16 protein-coding genes and 6 pseudogenes are annotated in these 19,855 nt (G+C 37.3%); 16 read left to right on the forward strand and 6 right to left on the reverse strand.

Features of this window, described 5'->3' with window-relative positions; translation table 11 throughout:
* Nucleotides 1-287: 287 nt before the first annotated feature.
* From M44_RS20385 to M44_RS20390, 3 genes and pseudogenes are all read right to left on the reverse strand, one after another.
* Nucleotides 288-1,324, reverse strand: a pseudogene (locus M44_RS20385) (amidohydrolase).
* 216 nt (nucleotides 1,325-1,540) lie between these two features.
* Nucleotides 1,541-1,669, reverse strand: coding sequence for a hypothetical protein (locus M44_RS25920; protein WP_010171400.1), 129 nt, complete (start codon nucleotides 1,667-1,669; stop codon nucleotides 1,541-1,543).
* Nucleotides 1,656-2,816: a histidine kinase dimerization/phospho-acceptor domain-containing protein gene (locus M44_RS20390; protein WP_010171401.1), complete on the reverse strand. Its 1,161-nt coding sequence runs from the start codon at nucleotides 2,814-2,816 to the stop codon at nucleotides 1,656-1,658. The genes M44_RS25920 and M44_RS20390 overlap by 14 nt, the downstream gene beginning before the upstream one ends.
* A 215-nt stretch (nucleotides 2,817-3,031) precedes the next feature.
* Here M44_RS20390 and M44_RS04850 point away from each other — a divergent pair, with 215 nt between their 5' ends.
* On the forward strand, nucleotides 3,032-3,667 hold the full coding sequence (locus M44_RS04850) for a LysE family translocator (protein ID WP_010171404.1): 636 nt from the start codon (nucleotides 3,032-3,034) through the stop codon (nucleotides 3,665-3,667).
* Nucleotides 3,668-3,714: 47 nt separating this feature from the next.
* Entirely contained in the window at nucleotides 3,715-5,085 is a 1,371-nt protein-coding gene (locus M44_RS04855) for an alanine/glycine:cation symporter family protein (protein WP_420167093.1), read from the forward strand.
* A gap of 2 nt (nucleotides 5,086-5,087) precedes the next feature.
* Here the strand turns inward: M44_RS04855 and M44_RS20395 are convergent.
* A pseudogene (locus tag M44_RS20395) lies at nucleotides 5,088-5,601 on the reverse strand (antibiotic biosynthesis monooxygenase family protein).
* A gap of 249 nt (nucleotides 5,602-5,850) precedes the next feature.
* On the opposite strand from M44_RS20395, the pseudogene hemE reads away from it, so the two are divergent.
* The 6 genes and pseudogenes from hemE (at nucleotide 5,851) to M44_RS20410 (ending at nucleotide 12,252) form a co-directional block, all read left to right on the forward strand.
* Nucleotides 5,851-6,896 (forward strand): annotated as a pseudogene (hemE, locus tag M44_RS20400) (uroporphyrinogen decarboxylase).
* Nucleotides 6,897-6,986: 90 nt separating this feature from the next.
* Nucleotides 6,987-7,922: a ferrochelatase gene (gene hemH, locus M44_RS04870; protein WP_029326734.1), complete on the forward strand. Its 936-nt coding sequence runs from the start codon at nucleotides 6,987-6,989 to the stop codon at nucleotides 7,920-7,922.
* A gap of 20 nt (nucleotides 7,923-7,942) precedes the next feature.
* Nucleotides 7,943-9,371 (forward strand): annotated as a pseudogene (gene hemY / locus M44_RS20405) (protoporphyrinogen oxidase).
* Nucleotides 9,372-9,541: 170 nt separating this feature from the next.
* Nucleotides 9,542-10,107, forward strand: a pseudogene (locus M44_RS25925) (TetR/AcrR family transcriptional regulator).
* Between the two features lie 70 nt (nucleotides 10,108-10,177).
* Nucleotides 10,178-10,474: a YhgE/Pip domain-containing protein gene (locus M44_RS27830; protein ID WP_050770900.1), complete on the forward strand. Its 297-nt coding sequence runs from the start codon at nucleotides 10,178-10,180 to the stop codon at nucleotides 10,472-10,474.
* Between the two features lie 17 nt (nucleotides 10,475-10,491).
* Nucleotides 10,492-12,252 (forward strand): YhgE/Pip domain-containing protein, encoded by a 1,761-nt coding sequence (locus M44_RS20410; protein WP_050770903.1) that lies wholly within the window; start codon nucleotides 10,492-10,494, stop codon nucleotides 12,250-12,252.
* Nucleotides 12,253-12,291: 39 nt separating this feature from the next.
* Here the strand turns inward: M44_RS20410 and M44_RS04895 are convergent, their stop codons facing one another.
* Nucleotides 12,292-12,555 (reverse strand): YpbS family protein, encoded by a 264-nt coding sequence (locus tag M44_RS04895; protein ID WP_010171416.1) that lies wholly within the window; start codon nucleotides 12,553-12,555, stop codon nucleotides 12,292-12,294.
* A gap of 186 nt (nucleotides 12,556-12,741) precedes the next feature.
* Here M44_RS04895 and M44_RS04900 point away from each other — a divergent pair, with 186 nt between their 5' ends.
* From M44_RS04900 to M44_RS20420, 6 genes are all read left to right on the forward strand, one after another.
* Nucleotides 12,742-13,725 carry a ring-cleaving dioxygenase gene (locus M44_RS04900; protein ID WP_010171418.1) on the forward strand — a complete coding sequence of 328 codons (984 nt, stop codon included), beginning with the start codon at nucleotides 12,742-12,744 and terminating at the stop codon, nucleotides 13,723-13,725.
* A gap of 150 nt (nucleotides 13,726-13,875) precedes the next feature.
* Nucleotides 13,876-14,820, forward strand: coding sequence for a YncE family protein (locus tag M44_RS04905; protein WP_029326735.1), 945 nt, complete (start codon nucleotides 13,876-13,878; stop codon nucleotides 14,818-14,820).
* Nucleotides 14,821-14,825: 5 nt separating this feature from the next.
* Nucleotides 14,826-15,509, forward strand: coding sequence for a response regulator transcription factor (locus tag M44_RS04910; protein WP_010171421.1), 684 nt, complete (start codon nucleotides 14,826-14,828; stop codon nucleotides 15,507-15,509).
* Entirely contained in the window at nucleotides 15,506-16,369 is an 864-nt protein-coding gene (locus M44_RS24760; RefSeq protein ID WP_050770905.1) for a HAMP domain-containing protein, read from the forward strand. Before M44_RS04910 ends, M44_RS24760 begins: the two co-directional genes overlap by 4 nt.
* A 26-nt stretch (nucleotides 16,370-16,395) precedes the next feature.
* Nucleotides 16,396-16,908 carry a sensor histidine kinase gene (locus M44_RS24765; protein ID WP_050770908.1) on the forward strand — a complete coding sequence of 171 codons (513 nt, stop codon included), beginning with the start codon at nucleotides 16,396-16,398 and terminating at the stop codon, nucleotides 16,906-16,908.
* 83 nt (nucleotides 16,909-16,991) lie between these two features.
* On the forward strand, nucleotides 16,992-17,477 hold the full coding sequence (locus tag M44_RS20420) for a FixH family protein (protein WP_010171424.1): 486 nt from the start codon (nucleotides 16,992-16,994) through the stop codon (nucleotides 17,475-17,477).
* 258 nt (nucleotides 17,478-17,735) lie between these two features.
* Here the strand turns inward: M44_RS20420 and yhfH are convergent, their stop codons facing one another.
* Nucleotides 17,736-17,870 carry a protein YhfH gene (yhfH, locus tag M44_RS25930; RefSeq protein WP_081447413.1) on the reverse strand — a complete coding sequence of 45 codons (135 nt, stop codon included), beginning with the start codon at nucleotides 17,868-17,870 and terminating at the stop codon, nucleotides 17,736-17,738.
* 185 nt (nucleotides 17,871-18,055) lie between these two features.
* Between yhfH and M44_RS04925 the strand changes: the two genes are divergently transcribed.
* Both M44_RS04925 and M44_RS20425 read left to right on the forward strand, forming a co-directional pair.
* The gene (locus M44_RS04925; protein WP_029326736.1) at nucleotides 18,056-18,790 is read left to right on the forward strand and encodes an MBL fold metallo-hydrolase; all 735 of its coding nucleotides are present in this window, start codon (nucleotides 18,056-18,058) and stop codon (nucleotides 18,788-18,790) included.
* Between the two features lie 11 nt (nucleotides 18,791-18,801).
* A pseudogene (locus M44_RS20425) lies at nucleotides 18,802-19,795 on the forward strand (lipoate--protein ligase).
* Nucleotides 19,796-19,855: the final 60 nt, after the last annotated feature.

Consider the following 19,855-nt stretch of genomic DNA (forward strand, 5'->3'; position numbering starts at 1 on the left):
CAGAAAAATAAATGGATGATATGGAATCTAATCTACCCTTTTCCAAAGCAAAAGATGATACCGTCTTTCGTAAGGCTAGTACAGTTTATTTTTATTTTTTCAAAGTATTGTTTTTTCCTTCCTCTTAATTATACTGGGCGACTATTCGACTGGTTTACTAATGGGAGCTTTAAATATCATGTTCAGTATACTATTTGCTCAGGTGTATGCACCTTTAAGACTTAAAAAAATAATGAAATAAAAAACGGAGTGTTCCCAAAAGGGGCATTCCGTTTTTTGTATGAGAGTTATTCTGTTGCTTTTTCTCTACTATATTCCGTAGCTGTCTTTGTTAAAACTTTAGCCGCAACTAGTAAGGCGTCTTCATCTAGGTCAAACAGTGGATGATGATGAGGTATCGGAGTTTTTCCTGATTGGAGTGCACCTGTGAAGAAAAAGCAGCCTTTAACATGTTGAAGGTAATAGGAAAAATCCTCTCCCCCCATTTCCATTGATGCTTGGGTAACGTGCTGTGAAGTAAGTATTTCTTCTGCACTTTCATTAAATAATGGGTTTCCTCCTCGTGATTAACAACGGCTGGATAACCTTCGTGATAGACAAATTCTACATCTACACCGTGAAATAGCTTAATTCCTTCTATCAATTGTTTCATCTCATTGACAATGATGTCTTGAACATCCTGCTGAAAGGTTCTCACTGTACCGCCAATTGTACATCTGTCTCCTATAACATTTAAAGCATGAGGGGCATCAAAATTAGTAATGCTTAATACGCTTGGATGAAGAGGATCTACTTTTCTACTTACTATGGACTGAGCTTGAACAATAAAAGAGCTAGCGGCCAGTAAGCTATCCTGGGTACGATGTGGCTGAGCAGCATGACCACCTCGTCCTTTGAATGTGATGGTGAAATTATCAGGCTTAGCCATAAGTGGCCCTGTTCGTGTACTTACTGTTCCAACAGGAGATGTTGCCCAAAGATGAGTACCGAATATCGCATCTACTCCTTCTAAACACCCGTCATGAATCATCTGAATGGCTCCACCTGGTGGAACTTCTTCAGCCGGTTGGTGAATGAGTTTGTATTGGCCATAAAGGTTATCCTTGCATTCATGTAATACTTTTCCGATGACAAGGAGGATGGCGGTATGTCCATCATGACCACAAGCGTGCATAACTCCATCTCTTTTGGATTTGTACGGTACGTCTTTAGCATCTTGAATTGGAAGGGCGTCAAAATCTGCTCGGATTGCAATGGTTTTACCAGGTAGCTTTCCACGTATGGTTGCGACAACACCATACCCTCCAATATTTTTTTGTAAGATACACCTAACTTATCATAGTATGCCGTAATAAATCGTGAAGTTTCTTTTTCTTGATAGGATAACTCTGGATGCTGATGAAGGTAACGCCTAATGTCCTTCATCTCAAATTCATATGATTCAAGTAAAGCAAGAATATCCATCACAACGCCCTCTTTTATTCTGAAAATTTTAATAAGTATACCATGTTTATAATAAAAAACCTACTTAAAAGAGGGTTCAATCATTACGAATAGATGGGGGTGCTTGAGTAAGGGGTAACCGGATTAATACCTCCGTCCACTTTCCTTTTTCACTAATAAATTCAATCGTTCCGTCCATTTCCTTAATCAATTTATGAACAACCATCGTACCGATGCCTGTACCTTTTGACTTTGTTGTATAAAATGGTAAACCAATTTTTTTGGAGTTCTTCTTTAGTCATTCCGATACCGTTATCATAGATTGAAAGAGTTAACACCTTATTTGTAGGGTCTTTACTTGTTTTGATCAGTATTTTCCCATGATCTTCGATGGCTTCCATTGAATTATTTAATACATTCATGAGACATTGTTTCAGATAGGAAACATCCCCATCAATAAAATCACTGCCTTTTACATGATTTTGAATCGTGATTCCACGTAAATTAGCAATAGGGGAAAGTAAGTCACTCATTTCATTAATCACTTTTTGAATTTCGAAGGATTCTTTTTTTAATGCCCCTGGTTTTGCTAAGGTTAAATAATCGGTAATAATTCTATTTGTTCGATCTAGTTCTTCTAGAATGATCGGAGAGAATTCATTTAATTTATTGTGGTTATTATCCGCACTTAAATATTGAATAAATCCTCTTACCGTAGTAAGTGGGTTACGAATTTCATGCGCAAATGCTGCTGCCATTTGTCCTATCGTTTGTAGATGCTCATAATACGCTGCTTGGTCTACTGTGTTGTTTGTTTGAATTAATCTTTCTAATAAATAGACTAGTGCCATAAAGGTTAATAGGAAAAGAGTATTATACACTAAATAAAATAGATCTTCTAAAAAATTGATATTAACCCGTAGAACAAAGGTAGATAAAACAAAGTAAGGAAGAAACACTACAATGCTATATTTGGTGCGACCTGTCTGTTGAATAAATGATTTTCTAAAAACAATCCCGATAAGAAACGCAATGAGGTTTACTATGATTCCGATTAAAACAAATTTGCCTCCGATGATGAATCGACCTATTGAAATAATAATGGTTGTAATTAAACCTCCAAACGACCCTAAATAAAGCGTAGAAATGAGAATTAAGATCATTCGAAAATCAAAATTTGTTTCGCCTAAAGTCTTAATTGGCGTATACATACATAAAATTCCAGTGAATGCAAAAAGAACACTGTAGATTACTATATTTTTATTTTCTTTAAAATGAGGCATTTTATAAGGTTTAATAAAATTTGTATTTATAGTCAATGAAAAAATAATCATGTAGTTAATAAGTAACGGTGCAATGATGGATGAGTACACTTAATCTTCCTCCAAAGAATAGATGGTGCAGTAATCAATATAATCATAGTTTATCATAGTATGATTTGTAAAATAAGTGTCCTGTGGAAGTAAATGTATATTTCCCTGGAAATACGTCGAAATAGAGCGGTTTTTTGTAAATCGTTACTCGGCTGTCATGACTGCTTTACCCCTTCTCATACAATAAAAGGACAAGGTATAAGTGGGGGAGAGAGATGGAAGAATTATTATTATGTATAAAATATATTGTTTTAGGTGTTTCATTAGCTGCACCAGTAGGACCGATTAATATTGAAATGATCCGGAGAGGGATTCATCAAGGATTTTATTCATCATGGTTTGTGGGATTAGGGGGAATGACCGCAGATTTAGTGTTTCTCATTCTCATTTTCCTAGGGATAGCTCCATTGCTTCAGATTAAATTAGTTCAAGTTCTGTTATATGCGTTAGGTTTTGTCCTTTTATCTTATCTTGGAGTATCTAGCATAGTAACCGGACTTAAAAACAAAGCTATAGGAATTGATGATAGAGAAGAAATAGATAATCGTTCATTTCTCTCAGGTTTTATGATAGCTGCTTTTAATCCTATTAATATTGTATTCTGGTTTGGAATTTATGGATCTTCTCTACACCAAATTTCCAGTGGACATTCTACTTTATTTATTTTTGCTTGTAGCCTGTCAATACTGGTTGGTATTTTTCTATGGAATCTTAATTTGGCCTTCACCATCTATTTTTCTAAACAGATGCTTAAGAGCTCCTGGCTAAAATGGATCACAATTGGTGCAGGAATTTTATTAATTGTTTATGCAGTGGATTTTGCTAGGCGTCTATTCGTAGCCTTTATTTAAAAAGCGTATAGTTTTACCCTCTTTCTTCACATCATATAGGAAGGAGGGTGAGGGATTTGGATACGTTTATGAATAATGTGTCAATTGTGTCAGATTTCATCTGGGGATTTCCCATGATTAGTTTATTCCTTTCTATTGGTATCTACATATCGTTTCAACTTAGGTGGGTCCCATTTGTCCATATTGGACACATTGCTAAGAATACTTTAGGTAGTATTTTTAAGAAAACGAATAGTAAAAATGGTGAAGTTAGTCCGTTTGCTGCGTTTACATCAGCCCTATCTGCTACTGCTGGAGCAACAAATATAGTTGGAGTTCCAGTTGCGATTGCATTTGGAGGTCCAGGTGCATTGTTTTGGATGTGGGTGGTTGCATTCATTGGGATGTCTACTCTCTTTGCTGAACTTGTTCTTGGTATAAAATATCGAACAAAAAATGACCGGAATGAGTGGATTGGGGGTCCACGATATTATTTATCACAGGGACTTGGTTGGAAGAAAATCGGCTGGATCTACTCATTTGGATTAATGCTTGAAGTGATTCCAAGTGTTATGGTCCAGGCAAATTCAGTTGCTGAGCCGTTAAAGACGGAATATAACTTTTCACCATGGATCATTGGACTAATTTTATCAGCCATCACCTGTCTCATTGTTTTTGGCGGTATTAAACGAATAGGTAAAATCAGTGCTGTTCTCCTGCCGATTTTCGTTATCTTATATATTGGATTAACTCTAACTGTCATTGTAATGAATAGTGAACAATTACCATCGGTGTTTGCCTTAATTTTTACATCAGCTTTTACACAATCAGCAGCGGTAGGAACGTTTGCAGGGGCTGCTGTTGTCCAAACCATGAGGTGGGGCTTAGCAAGAGGACTCTATACAAGTGAAGCTGGGATGGGGACATCAGCGATTGCTTATGCTTCAGCTGACACAGACGAGCCTGTGAAACAGTCTTTTTGGGGAATAATAGCTGTCTTCATTGACACGCTACTAATATGCTCACTTACTGGAATAACCGTTATTATTACAGGTGTATGGAAAGAAATTGAACCAAGTAATGCAGCTTCCATGGTTAGTTTTGCATTCAAAACCGTGTTTAATGAAACGTTTAGTGGTGTGGTTATGGCTGTTTTGTTGTTATTTTTTGTCCTGGCAACAGTAGGAGTCATCATTTATTACGGTGAAAGTCAAGGAGAGCAATTATTTGGACGTAGGGTTAAATATGTTATGAGGTTTATTTATTTAGTTGCCATTATAGTCGGAGCAATTGGAGGTCTTAAATTTGTGTGGGAACTTCTAGATATTATGCTAGCGATTATTGTCATACCAAATATTATAGGAATTATGTTATTAACCAAATATGTAAAAGAAGAAAAAGAGAAATATTTTGAAAAGGTTAAGAAGAGTGAGCATTAAGCTCACTCTTCTTCTGTTGGAATAGTATAGGTTGTAACAAAGGATGGGCGTGTAAAAATGGACGGATGCTTTTGATCTATTCCTTCGCCTGTTCCTCTTTTTCATGAGCCTTGTTATAAGCTTGAGAGCTTTGCCAATTTTTGAAGGCTTCAATATCATCCCATTGGGTAAGAATGATATAGGTATCACTGTTTAAGGGTCTTAATACACGAATGGCGATAAATCCAGGAACACTTTCTATTGCTCGTGCCCGGCTCTTAAATCGGTCTTCAAAACGGGTCTCCCTTCATCTGTTACTGGTATATTATTCATGACAACAAATCCATTTTCCCTTAGCGCCCCTGATGCATCTATTACTTCATAACTTCTTGGTTCATTGAAAAAAGTGTCCCCTATAGTTTCATGTAATAGTAGAGAAGTGTTTTCATTTTGCATCAAAATAGTCGTTTCAGATCCAACAGCATTTCTTTTCGTCTGCAAGTATTCATATGTACCACTTGTCATATAAATCTTCATTCCACCACCAGCTTTCAATTTAAGATATCTACAGTATACCAATTCCCTAAAATATAGTTCACGTAACAAGGAATCATGAATGTGCTAGGAAAAAAGACAATTTTATGAACAATTGGTTACTATGCTATACTTTTATAATGAAAACTACTATAGTGAAAAAAGCTATAATAGGACGGGGAATAGGTCTACGTATTTTATCAAATGTAAGGTAAAATAAGACCAGAATGTTTGAAAGGTGGAAGAACAAAGGTGAATACGTTTAATGATACGTACTTAAGAGCAGCTAGAGGGGAAAGAACAGAAACTGTACCAGTATGGTTTATGAGGCAAGCCGGAAGGTCACAGCCTGAATATAGAGCGATAAAAGAGAAGTACTCCCTATTTGAAATTACCCATCAACCTGAACTAGCGGCATATGTAACGAGACTTCCTGTGGAGCAATATAACGTTGATGCTGCGATTCTTTATAAAGATATTATGAGTCCGCTACCAGCAATTGGTGTACAAGTGGATATTAAATCTGGTATCGGGCCAGTGATTGATAATCCAATCCGTTCACTTCAAGATGTAGAAAAGTTAGGGAAATACATCCTGAAGAAGATGTCCCTTATGTGTTAGATACGATTAAATTGTTAACAACAGAGCAATTAAATGTACCTTTAATTGGTTTTGCAGGAGCTCCGTTTACCCTTGCTAGTTATATGATTGAGGGTGGACCTTCAAAAAATTATCATAAGACAAAAGCTTTTATGTATGCAGAACAGGAAGCTTGGTTTGCACTTATGGACAAGCTAGCAGAAATGACAATCGTGTATGCAAAAGCGCAAATCAACGCAGGGGCGAAAGCGTTTCAAATTTTTGATTCATGGGTAGGGGCTTTAAATGTACAAGATTATCGCACGTTTATTAAACCCATTATGACTAAAATTTTCACAGAGCTTAAAAAAGAGGGAGTTCCAGTTACCATGTTTGGAGTTGGGGCCAGTCATCTCGCTATGGAATGGCATGATCTGCCGTTAGATGTAGTAGGACTTGATTGGAGATTATCAATAGATGAAGCTAGAAATAGAGGGATTCACAAAACAGTGATGGGGAATCTAGACCCTTCCTTATTACTTGCTCCGTTTGATGTCATCCAAGAAAAAGCGAAAGAAATTATTGATCAAGGTATTAAGCAACCAGGATATATCTTTAATTTAGGACACGGTGTATTCCCATCTGTCAATCCAGATACGTTGAAGAGATTAACTACGTTTGTTCATGAATATAGTCGTGAACGAATCAGCACTTTATAATTATTATTGTTTTAGAAGAGTTGTAATTGGATTAATACTCTTAAACATGGCAAAATAAATGATTGTAAAACATGATAATTGAGGTGGTTAATTGTGAAGAAGAAGATGGGTTTACTAGTAATGGCATATGGTACACCGTATAAAGAAGAAGATTTAGAGCGTTACTATACACATATTAGACACGGTCGTGCACCGTCTGAAGAACTTCTTAATGACCTTCGTGAACGCTATGAAGCAATTGGAGGTATTTCTCCACTTGCCCGTATCACGCAATCTCAAATGGAGAAGCTTGAAGCGCGTTTAAATGAAGTTCAAAATGAAATAGAATTTAAAGCATATTTAGGGTTGAAGCATATCGAACCGTTTGTTGAAGATGCTGTTGAACAAATGCACAAGGACGGATTGAAAGAGGCGGTATCCATTGTTCTTGCCCCACATTTTTCTACGTATAGTGTGAAATCTTATAATGGACGAGCTAAAGAAACAGCAGAAAAATTAGGCGGTCCTGAAATTACTTCCGTTGAAAGCTGGTATGATGAACCGAAGTTCATTGAGTACTGGGCAACACAGCTAAAGTCAACATACGCCGGTATGGAAGATCAAGAGCGAGAAAATTCATGTCTAATTGTATCTGCTCATAGCTTACCCGAAAGAATTTTAGCAAACGGGGATCCATACCCGAATCAATTACAAGAAACGGCTGATTTAATCGCAGAAGCAGCTGGAGTGAAAACGTATGCGGTCGGTTGGCAAAGTGAAGGCAACACACCTGACCCTTGGATTGGACCAGATGTACAAGATTTAACACGTGACTTATACGAGGATCATGGGTATAAAGCATTCATTTATACTCCAGTTGGATTTATAGCAGATCACTTAGAAGTTTTATACGACAATGATTATGAATGTAAAGTTGTAACGGATGAAATTGGTGCAAATTACTATCGTCCTGAAATGCCAAATGATAAACCAGAATTTATTGATGCACTGGCGACAGTAGTCTTAAAGCACCTTCAGAAAAATTAAGAAGAAGAAGGCGATAATCCATGTTGGATACAAAAAAGGTTGTTATCATCGGTGGGGGTATAACCGGATTAACAGCAGCATACTATTTGCAAAAAGAGGCGAAAGCGAAAAATCTTGCTCTTAATATTACATTGATAGAAGCAAGTCATAAGCTTGGAGGAAAGATCCAAACAGTTGAACAGGACGGATTTATTATTGAAAGAGGACCAGACTCATTCCTAGCTAGAAAGAAGAGCGCTTCCATATTAGCAAAAGAGGTGGGTCTTTCAGACAAGCTAGTAAGCAATTCAACCGGTCAATCCTTCGTATTGGTCCAAGATCAATTACATCCGATACCTGGTGGCTCTGTAATGGGTATACCTACACAAATAGGACCATTTGTAACAACTGGATTATTCTCTTGGATGGGAAAAGCTCGTGCGGCAGGAGACTTTATACTTCCAAAGTCAAATGTACAAGGAGATCAGCCACTAGGAAATTTCTTTAGAAGAAGATTAGGGGACGAAGTCGTAGAAAATTTAATAGAACCATTACTATCAGGAATTTACGCCGGGGATATAGACCAAATGAGTTTATTGTCTACATTTCCACAATTCTATGAAATTGAGCAAAAGCATCGTAGTTTAGTTCTAGGTATGAAAAAAACGACGCCAAAACCAAGTGTTAAAGGTCAAAAAAAGACCAGGGATTTTCCTGACGTTCTCATCAGGACTACAGTCATTCGTTAATGCGATCGAAGCTCATTTAGAAGAAGGCTCAATTATGAAGGGAGTGAAGGTAGAAGAAATTCACCTTCACGAACTTGGATATGAACTAAGCTTGAATAACGGAGAAGCTATGCAAGCGGATAGTGTAGTATTAGCTACACCCCATCATGTGATTCCAACTATGTTACCGGATGAACCGATGTTTGCTCCTTTAAAGGATGTGCCGTCTACTTCCGTTGCAACTGTAGCCATGGCATTTAATGAAGATGCGATTAAAAAAGATATAGATGGAACTGGATTTGTGGTATCAAGAAATAGTGATTATACTATTACAGCTTGCACATGGACGCATAAAAAATGGCCACACACAACTCCTAAAGGAAAAGTATTAATTCGCTGCTATGTTGGGCGAGCTGGAGAAGAAGCGGTGGTCGATTTGTCTGATGGAGAAATTGAGAAAATTGTCCTGGATGACTTGAATAAGATTATGGAAATTGATGCAAAACCAGACTTCACGATCGTGAGTCGCTGGAAAAATTCCATGCCACAATATACTGTTGGTCACAAAGACAGAGTCAAAGCCATAAAAGAGCAAATGGAGCTAAAACTACCAGGAGTCTTCCTTGCAGGAAGCTCATTTGAAGGATTAGGATTACCAGACTGTATTGACCAAGGTGAAGCAGCTGTCAGAAGTGTACTAGAGTATTTAGAAACTCCTACTACTGTTACTTATTCCATTTAATACTTGACCAAATCAATAGTGATTTGGTCTTTTCTTCTTTTTTGAGTTAAAATTCATTTGAATTCGTTTACATTAAAATCAGTGGTTGTCATTTGTTTATAATTTTGTTAAAGTACAAAATATACTAATTGACCACATATGTCATTTGGTCAGAGAGTGAGGGTTTCCGTATGGATCGTAAAAAACATGTAGTCGAAGCTGCAACCAAATCTTTCGCGCAATATGGATATAAAGCAACAACCATGGACCAAGTTGCAAAGCTTGCCAATGTGGGCAAAGGAACAATTTATACCTTTTATAAAATAAAGACGAATTATTTATCGAAATTGTTACTTCTTTAATTTTAGAAATGAAAGGAATGGCGGAGGAAGCGATGCAGGGTAAACATTCATTTTACGAAAAGGCCCATGCAGCTCTTTATCGAATATTAGAATTTAGAAAAGAACATCAATTGACGATAAAGCTTCTTCAAGAAGAACGTGAAATTGGCACACCCATTGTACAACAAGTTGTCGATAAAATGGAAAGAAGCATAATTTCTTATATAGAACATAAAGTTTCTGCGGCAATTGTAAGTGGTGAAATCGAAGACTGTAATCCAAAACTAACCGCTTTTGTGATGTTCAAATTGTATATTGCACTCATATTTGATTGGGAAAAATACGCTGATCCATTAACGGAAAATGAAATTGCTAAGTTGTTTGAAATGTATCTATTAAAAGGACTATCGTTGTAGGTAGCTTCTTTTTTTAATAGAAAATGACTAAATGAATAATTTGGTCAAATAGAATCGGAGGGATAAGTGGATGAAAAAATCTTTACTTTTTGCAGAGTTTAAAGATATCTTGATGAATCGTAAAGTATTAATTCCTGTCATCGCTGTGTTATTCATCCCCATTTTGTATAGTGGAATGTTCCTCTGGGCATTTTGGGACCCATATGAAGGACTCAGTGACCTACCTGTTGCCATTGTTAATAATGATGAGGGAGCAGAATTAGACGGGGAAAGCTTTGATGTAGGAGAAGAACTAGTCAAAGAGTTAAAAGATACACAGGATTTTCATTATATTTTTGTTGACGATGAAGAAGGAGAAAAGGGTTAGAACGTCAAGAGTATTATATGCTTGTAGAAATTCCAAATGATTTCAGTGAACATGCTACAACGTTACTTGACGCGGACCCAAGTAAATTAGAATTAGTATTTGTCCCGAATGAAGGGTATAACTTTTTAGCTGGACAAATCGGTGAATCTGGAGTAAAGGAAATTAAATCGAGTTTAACAGCTAAAGTAGCAGAAACATATGCTGAGATGATGTTTGATTCTATCGAAGAATTAGGTGATGGTTTTGCTGAAGCGGGTGATAAAGCAAGAGAATTAGAAGATGGTGCCTCTAAAATTTCAGATGGTGCAAAAGACTTATCAGATGGAGTTTCTACTTTACAAGATGGTGCATCAGAACTGAACAAGGGAGCATCAGATCTTAATTCTGGAGCGAAAGAATTATCCAGTGGCCTACATCAGCTTTCAAATGCGTATGGACAAATTGAGTCGGGTGCATCTGATTTACAAGATGGGGGTACGGAACTACGTGATGGTCTTGCTCAGTTAAATGAAGGGTCTAAAGGTCTTCAAGAAGGACTTGGTACCATCTCTAGTAATACGGCTGAACTCAAAAATGGAACGGCTCAATTAACGAACGGCGCAAGTCAAGTGGCTGAAGGATTAAAAGAATTGCAAGCTGCTCTATCCCCACTTCTTGCAAGCTTACCTGAGGAACAAAGAGAATTATATGCTGCTTCAGTTAATAGTCTTGTAGCTGGATCAGAACAAGTGGCTACTGGAGCAGTTCAAACGGACCAAGCTGTTGGGCTATTAGAGGCAGGTCAAAAAGAAGCTCTGTCAGGTGCCAATCAATTGGTAGGTGGTTCAAATCAATTGTTAGCAGGTGCCAATCAACTAACAGCCGGCCAGTCTGAATTCACAAAAGGTATTATGACGTTTGGTGAAAATTTACGATCTGCGGATACAGGTGGCCAAGATTTGGCGGTTGGAACAAATGAGCTTGCTTCTGGAACGTCTGAATTATCTTCAGGTGCAGTTGAGCTAAAAGATGGTTCTGTAGAATTAGCTGATGGAACGATCGAACTTTCAAATGGTTCTTCGGAATTTAAAGAAGGGTTACTAGATGCTGCATATGATGCAAAGATTACGGTTGATGAAGATAATTATTCCATGGTGGGTGAGCCCATTCTACTTGATGATGAAGGTGTAAATGAGGTTCCTAATTATGGAACTGGTTTTACCCCATACTTCTTATCCTTAGGTTTGTTCGTTGGAGCCCTATTAATCAGTATTGTTTATCCTTTAAAAGAACCGGCAATCCGTCCGGCGTCTGCTTTTTCATGGTTCGGTAGCAAGTTCTTCATACTGTTAGTAGTGGGTGTATTACAATCGTTCATTGCCGTTGGAATCTTATTAACTAGTGGATTAGGACTTGAAGTACAAAGTTTAGGATATTTTATCTTAAGCACTTTACTAACAAGCTTAGCGTACTTAGCCATTATTCAGTTATTGGTGACAACTTTGGGCGATCCTGGTAGATTTGTTGCGATCATCATTTTGATTCTACAATTAACAACCAGTGCAGGTACTTTCCCGTTAGAATTAATACCACAAGCTTTACAAGTATTTAATCCACTATTACCCATGACCTATTCTGTAGCCGCTTTTAAAGCTGTAATCTCAACAGGAAATTTTGCTTTCATGTGGTCGAACTTAGCTGTTTTAATAGGGTTTATTATCATCCCAATGATTTTAACTCTAGCCTATTTTATGATGAAACATCGTAAAATGTATTATAAACAAGTAGAAGCTGCATAAAATAAGGCGTTGCTCGATTGGAGCAGCGCCTTTTTGCCATTACCTATTAGATAGACGTTCTACGTATTCTTTCACCATTTCGTCTGTCACAAGCTTTCGATTAGGAGTGAGTCCTTCTTTTGCTACTTCATTGATTTCATTTGTTAAACGGTTGATTCTATCTGTCGTAAAGGGTAACCCACTTTTACATAGATCTACGACTTTTTCGATTTCATGTTCACGCTGTTCCTCTAATCGAGCAAACGTTGTAACAATCGTATTTTGTTTTTGGCTGTGTGCCGTAATAGCTTTATGTACGCTCAAATGAATAGTCTCCTTTGTCTTCAATTCTTATTGTATCGTACCATATTTGGAATAGGATGTTGAATTTTTGCTTCATAAAGTCAATTTATTGACTGATGAAAAAGTGTTGATTATAATTATCTTGAATTCGAGATAATTATATTTTCACAATGTGGGTTACGATATAGAATGAAGGAGTGAGCGAAGATGCATGGATTAAAAGGTATACATCATGTTACGGCTATTACAAGTAGTGCGGAAAAGAATTATGAGTTTTTTACTTATACTCTAGGAATGAGATTAGTTAAGAAAACAGTCAACCAAGATGATATTCAAACGTATCACTTATTTTTTGCTGATGATACAGGGAGTGCTGGTACTGACATGACATTTTTTGACTTTCCTGGTATCACAAAAGGAAAGCATGGTACAAATGAAATATCCATCACATCATTTAGAGTTCCAACGGATGAAGCTTTATACTATTGGGTAAAGCGATTTGACCGACTCCAGATTAAACATGAAGGAGTCAAAGAACAATTTGGGATAAAAGTGCTTCCTTTTATCGATTTTGATGAACAGCAGTATCATCTAATTTCTGATGAACATACTACTGGAGTGAAGTCGGGTACGCCTTGGCAAAATGGACCTATTCCCCTAGAATATGCTATTACAGGTCTTGGCCCCGTTCATATTCGAGTTCGAGAGTTTGATTATTTTAAAGAGCTACTTGAAAAGGTATTATTATTTAAGGAAGTTAAGGTGGAAGGGAATTTTCATTTATTTGAAGTAGGGGAAGGTGGAAACGGAGCACGTATTGTGGTGGAGCATAATTCAGAGCTTCCTCTTTCTCAGCAAGGATATGGGACTGTTCATCATGTAGCATTTCGTGTAGATGACCGCTCAGCGCTTAATTATTGGATTGATCGCATTCCTCAATTCGGTTTACCCTCTTCAGGACATGTAGACCGATTCTTTTTTGAATCGTTATATGCAAGGGTCGCAAATGGAATTTTATTTGAGTTCGCTACCGATGGTCCTGGGTTTATGGGAGATGAACCATATGAGACGTTAGGTGAAAAATTATCATTGCCTCCATTCTTAGAGGGTAAAAGAGAAGAAATTGAACGATACGTACGACCAATTGATACGGTGAGAAGTACGAAGGAATTGGTGAAAGAGTATGAATAAAAGTACCTAAAGAGTATAAATTGGCGAATGTCTTAAGTTAAAAGACATTCGCTTTTTTTTGTTTATAAGCATTGTTGACACCTGTATTTCACGTAAACTTCACAAATTTAGTGTATTCTTTTACTATACAGGTGATACGGAGGATGTAAGATGTATAGTCGAATACTGTGCCTACTGACACTTTTCATATTGGTAGGGTGTGAATCCCATCAATTAGTTAAAATAGACAAAGACGTTGCTTTTGTGGCTACATTAAATATTCAAGAGCAAAGCATTACGTTCTTAGATCAACAGGGCGAGCTGCTAGCAGACTGGAGTTTTGATACTCTCTATACAGGAGGTCTGCTTTTAAATGATGATGAATTATTGCTATTTGGACATCAGCTAGATGAAGCGGCACTTTTCTCTCTATCAAAAGGGGAAGTCATACACTCATACCCTACAGGGATAGGGACAGCTGGAGTTGCTTATGTAGAACAAACCAATGAACTATGGTTTTCAAAAAGCAAAGAAAATAAACTCTCTATTTATGATAAAGATGGGAAATGGAAAAATGATATTTCCGTTGGTTTGTATCCTCAATCTATTTTAGCTTATGACGAGCGAGTGTATGTAGTAAATTATAAAGATACAAAATTGTCCGTGATTGATATTCAGTCGAAACAGGTTAAAGAGACAGTGGTAATCCCAAAATCTTCAACAGGTTTGCTCGTCTTTAATGAGAAGTTATATATTGGAGGACATGGATACGGGCTAGACACTCAAAATTTCTTAACGGTACTTTCACTCACGGATTTGTCTCAATCAAAAACAGTTAACGCAGGGACTATGCCTGTGCAGATAGCAGAGGTACAGGATGAATATTTCGTTGTCAGTCATGGAAGTAACGAGCTTCATCATTATAATAAAGAAGACGAATTACTCTACTCCGTGGAAGTAGGTGCTAACCCCTTTGCTATAAATAAAACAAAAGAAATGATTGTAGTAGCTGGTTATGATAGTAGTAAGGTATATTGGATAGACCCTGAATCGATGACGGTTGAAAAGGAATCGAATGTAGGAGAAGGTCCATTTGAAATGTTTGTACGGGAGTAGATGATATGTATCGATTACTTATTATTGATGATGAAGAGGACATGCAGCACCTTATAGGCCTTTATATACAAAATGGTGGATATGAAACAGTTTTCGCTTCAAATAGTGAGTCGGCGCTAGAACAAATGCGTCGCCATGAAATTGATTTAGTTTTACTTGATATTATGATGCCTGGTAAGGATGGGTTCCAGGTTTGTGAAGAAATTTGTTCAGAGTACGATGTGCCCGTTATCTTTCTTTCTGCTAAGGGAGAAGAATGGGATAAGGTAAAAGGACTTAAGCTTGGAGCAGATGATTATATCGTCAAGCCGTTTTCTCCAGGTGAATTACTTGCTAGAATTGAAGCGGTATTGCGAAGATGGAAGAAGTCTCTCCCAGTCTCTTCTGAATTAGTAAAAAAAGGGTTGCTAACTGTAGATCTATTATCACGTAAGGTTGTTGTGAACGGCAAAACAGTTAATCTAACATTGAAAGAGTATGAACTATTGCTACTATTAATCCAAAATGATCAGCTTGTTTTTACAAGGGAGCAGCTCCTTGATCGTGTATGGGGTGGAGAGTATATAGGAGGCACAAGGACCGTAGACACTCATATTAAAACTCTTCGGATGAAAATGGGAAAGCCTGTTGACGAGTATATTCAAACAGTTTGGGGAGTGGGGTACCGATTTGAGGTGCGGGATACATGAGGAAGCTTGCTGGAAAGCTTCTTCTCCTACTACTAGGAATGCTGCTTGTAACTATTTTGGTGTCCTTTACCCTTACCGGCTTTTTGTATGAACGACTGTATGTGAATAGTATAAAAGAAGAACTCGTTCAGTACGGTGAAAACGTAAGTCTTGATTACGATGGTGGAGATGTTAGTGATATATTTGTGTGGAATGTGGAGTACTTAAATGAGAAAACACGTTTTGAAATTTTTGCCGTACGAAATCCTAGAGAGCTGAGCGCCTGTGTGCCCTTTGAAATTGATTATAATGCCTTAATCGGTTCAAAAGAAAGGGCTCAATTATTAGATGGACAAAGTGTCATTGATGTTGGGTACGAAGAGAGGTTTAAACGTGATCTTGTTAGCGTGGTGGTTCCCTTATTAGACGAAGATCGATTAGAAGGGATTCTATATTTATATTATCCCCTAGAGAATATTCAGGAGCTTACGGAAAACTATGCGTTACTGTGGGTGCTTTGTATTTTCTTATTCTCTATGATCATTAGTGTTATCGGTGCAAAAGGGGTATCTTATGTAATCAACCCGCTTCTTGAAATGAAGGATGCAGCAAAAAATATTTCAAGAGGTGATTTAACAAGCCGAGTAAATGTAAGCTCTCGAGATGAAATAGGCGAGCTTGCTGAAACCTTTAATAAAATGGCAGAGTCCTTAGAAAAAGAGGATGAGAGAAACAAAGAATTTTTAGCAACCGTATCACACGAACTACGTACACCTATTACCTATATAAAAGGATACAATGAAGCCTTACAAATGAATTTGGGTACAGAAATAGAGCGTGCACAATACTTTCAACTAATTCGCGTGAAACTTCTCGATTAGATAAAATGGTCAATGAGCTTTTAGACATGATGAAATTAGAAACAGGTAATTTCCATATAGAATTAGAACCTATTGCCTTAGCAGAAACGGTTAGGCAAGCTGTTGATTCTTTTAAGAGCTTTGCAGAATCACATGGAATCGACGTATTAATAGAGTTAAATGAGGATATCATTGTACAAGGTGATGAAGGAAGAATTCATCAGATTCTTCATAATCTACTTTGTAACAGCCTGCAATACATGAACGGTTCAGGAACAATTCAAATTACCTTAGATGATTCACTCAGTAGAGAGGAAGCTGTTTTAACCGTAAGTGATACAGGTATAGGAATTCCAGAAGAACATTTACCGTTTGTAACTGAAAGATTTTACCGTGTTAACAAAGCTAGAACTAGAAGTGACGGCGGGTCTGGGCTAGGCCTTGCGATCGTATCACAATTAGTAGAGTTACATAATGGAAGGCTAATAATTACTAGTAAGGTAAATGAAGGAACTACGGTAGAAATTAGATTACCTCTTATTGTAACGGAAGATGGATAAATTGCTAAAAAGATCTCACACATATTTCACAATTGTTTTGTAAAATGACAGTATAGTTTTTATTGGATTGGGAGGAAAATGATATGAAAAAAGTTGTACTAGGTTTTGCTATGTCAGCATTATTATTAGCTGCTTGCGGGGAAGATACGTCGAATGGGGACAAGCATGAAAATATGGATATGGAGCCTGTAGCCATCGCAGCAGATTTATCTGTACCAGAAAAGGCAGAAGTAGGAGAAGCGGTTACTATTGACACGCATGTAACACAAGGAGATGCTTCAATTGAAGACGCTGATGAAGTAAAATATGAAATTTGGATGGACGGCATGAAAGATTCAAGTGAGATGCTTGAAGCAGCAGTCGGAGAAGACGGACACTATACACTGGAAAAAACATTTGACCAAGATGGTGTTTATTATGTTCAAGTTCATGTCACTGCAGAGGGTATGCATACTATGCCTAAATCACCAATCGCCGTAGGTGATGCTGAGGTAACGACGGAGGATATGGATAGTTCAGAGATGGATCATAGTAAAAGTGACGACCATAGTAATCATAGTGAATACTAAAAAACACGCCTACTGAAGGCGTGTTTTTAGTAGTGTGCGTGAATCTCACGTTCGATTCAAAATAAAGAAGGAGTCGGTGGTCCTACACACGTTCACTCCACTCAAATAGGTGGAAGAGAAAAAATAGGTCCATTTTTGACACACAAAGTTTTCACACCTCCTTGTAAAAGCAGAGGTTTTCGAAAGAAAAAAAAGGATAGGCAAAGGCCTATCCAACAATGAATTGGGAAAATACTCATATCACAAGGCTAAAGTTACTTACAACGGATAATTACTTGCACAGTTGTCACAGTGATTTCCATAGCATTCATGCTGTTCTTCAATATTCTCACCGCACGTTTCACATTTCTTACTTGGCAAGTTTTTAAAGAATTCTACTATGTTTGGAAGCATCGTGATCACCTCTCCTTAAAATATCCCTTTTGTTATATAACTAATATCTTCTTGTTTATATTGTAATATAACAGTTTAGAAAACGTCAATAAAAATATGAAAAAGAATGCAAAAAAATAGAAAAAATGAGCATCATACTATACAATAAAGGGAGTGCTTATACTCTCATGCTAGGAGGGAAACAAGTGAAAATGACCGTTATTGGCCACTGGGGAGGCTATCCTGCTAAAGGTGAAGCGAGCTCGGATTATTTATTACAATGTGATGATACGTCAATATTGTTAGATTGTGGGAGTGGTGCACTTTCGCACATGCAAGAATACATAAATCCTTTAGAATTAGACGGGTTAATTCTTTCTCACTATCATGCTGACCATGTAGCAGATGTAGGTGTACTACAACACGCATACCTTATAGGAAACAAATTAAACAATCGAAATGAAACTCTCTCTATTTTTGGTCATAATGAAAACGAACAAGAGTTTCAACGCTTGACGTATAAGGGTGTGACAAAAGGAAGACCGTATGATGCTCACTCGTCTGTCACAATCGGACCATTTTCTATTCAATTTTTACGTACAGAGCATAGTGTACCTTGCTTTGCGATGAAGGTTACGTGTAAAGGAAAAGTGATCGTATATACGGCAGATTCTGCCTATCAACCATCCTTTATCCCGTTTGCGGAATATGCAGATCTCTTGCTATGTGAATCAAACTTTTATGTTGGAATGGATGCAAAAAGTGCAGGGCATATGACAAGTAGGGAAGCAGGTTTTTTGGCACTTGAGAGTAAAGTGAAAAAATTAGTATTGACTCATCTTCCTCATTTTGGTTCACATGAAACACTTAAAAAGGAAGCAGAAGAATTATTTAAAGGTCCAGTACTGCTTGCAGATAAAGGACTCGTATTAGAGATATAGGAGGAGTTACGATGTTATTTATAGACAACAATGGAATTACGGATCCACATATTAATCTTGCAATGGAAGAGTTTGTATTAAAGCACTTAGATGTAGAGAAAGAAACGTATTTCTTATTTTACATTAACGAGCCAAGCATTATTATTGGAAAGAACCAGAACACGATTGAAGAAATAAACACAGAGTATGTGGAAGCGCAAAAGCTCCATGTCGTTCGTCGATTGTCTGGCGGCGGTGCTGTTTATCATGATCTAGGGAACTTAAATTTTAGCTTTATTACAAAGGATGATGGAAATTCGTTCCATAACTTTAAAAAATTACACTGAACCTGTGATTGAGGCGTTACAAGAATTAGGAGTCAATGCAGAGCTAAGTGGGCGAAATGATATTTTAGCAGAGGGACGTAAAATTTCGGGGAATGCCCAGTTTTCCACAAAAGGGAGAATGTTTAGTCACGGAACCCTTTTATTCCATAGTGAAATGGATCACGTTGTATCAGCTCTAAAGGTCAAGAAAGATAAAATCGAATCAAAGGGAATTAAATCTGTTCGAAGTCGTGTAGCAAATATTACTGAATTTTTAACGGATACTATTACCATTGAAGAATTCCGCCAGCTGCTTCTTGAGCATATATTTGGTGGGAAGGATTCCATTCAAGAGTATAAGCTAACAGATGAAGATTGGGATACGATTGAAGAGATCTCAAAGAAACGTTACAGAAACTGGGACTGGAACTATGGAAAGTCGCCTAAATTTAACATTCAACATTCGCACCGTTTCCCAGTGGGGCAAATTGATATTCGTATGGAAGTAAGTAAGGGAACTATTCAGGATTGTGTGATTTTTGGTGATTTCTTTGGGGTAGGAGATGTAGCAGAAATCCAAGAGAAATTAAAAGGCATCAGATACGACCGGGAGTCTATTGAATGTGCCCTGTTAGATGTGAATGTTAAGCATTATTTTGGGAATGTAGAAAAAGAAGATCTCCTAAATTTAATCTACTAATGTTTTCTTAAGAAGAGCTGGATACCCACTCTTCTTTTTTTCTGCACCAATATGCACCAA

This window comes from Bacillus coahuilensis m4-4, from assembly GCF_000171615.1.
Lineage (GTDB): Bacteria > Bacillota > Bacilli > Bacillales > Bacillaceae_K > Bacillus_T > Bacillus_T coahuilensis.

What these genes read in the sequence shown, in the direction of transcription:
- M44_RS20410 (WP_050770903.1), top strand. Translation starts at nt 10,492, where the DNA reads ATGCTTGTAGAAATTCCAAATGATTTCAGTGAACATGCTACAACGTTA.
- M44_RS24765 (WP_050770908.1), top strand. Translation starts at nt 16,396, where the DNA reads ATGATGAAATTAGAAACAGGTAATTTCCATATAGAATTAGAACCTATT.
- M44_RS04850 (WP_010171404.1), top strand. Translation starts at nt 3,032, where the DNA reads ATGGAAGAATTATTATTATGTATAAAATATATTGTTTTAGGTGTTTCA.
- M44_RS27830 (WP_050770900.1), top strand. Translation starts at nt 10,178, where the DNA reads ATGAAAAAATCTTTACTTTTTGCAGAGTTTAAAGATATCTTGATGAAT.
- M44_RS25920 (WP_010171400.1), bottom strand. Translation starts at nt 1,669, where the DNA reads ATGGTTGTTCATAAATTGATTAAGGAAATGGACGGAACGATTGAATTT.
- M44_RS04905 (WP_029326735.1), top strand. Translation starts at nt 13,876, where the DNA reads ATGTATAGTCGAATACTGTGCCTACTGACACTTTTCATATTGGTAGGG.
- M44_RS04900 (WP_010171418.1), top strand. Translation starts at nt 12,742, where the DNA reads ATGCATGGATTAAAAGGTATACATCATGTTACGGCTATTACAAGTAGT.
- M44_RS20420 (WP_010171424.1), top strand. Translation starts at nt 16,992, where the DNA reads ATGAAAAAAGTTGTACTAGGTTTTGCTATGTCAGCATTATTATTAGCT.
- yhfH (WP_081447413.1), bottom strand. Translation starts at nt 17,870, where the DNA reads ATGCTTCCAAACATAGTAGAATTCTTTAAAAACTTGCCAAGTAAGAAA.
- M44_RS24760 (WP_050770905.1), top strand. Translation starts at nt 15,506, where the DNA reads ATGAGGAAGCTTGCTGGAAAGCTTCTTCTCCTACTACTAGGAATGCTG.
- M44_RS04910 (WP_010171421.1), top strand. Translation starts at nt 14,826, where the DNA reads ATGTATCGATTACTTATTATTGATGATGAAGAGGACATGCAGCACCTT.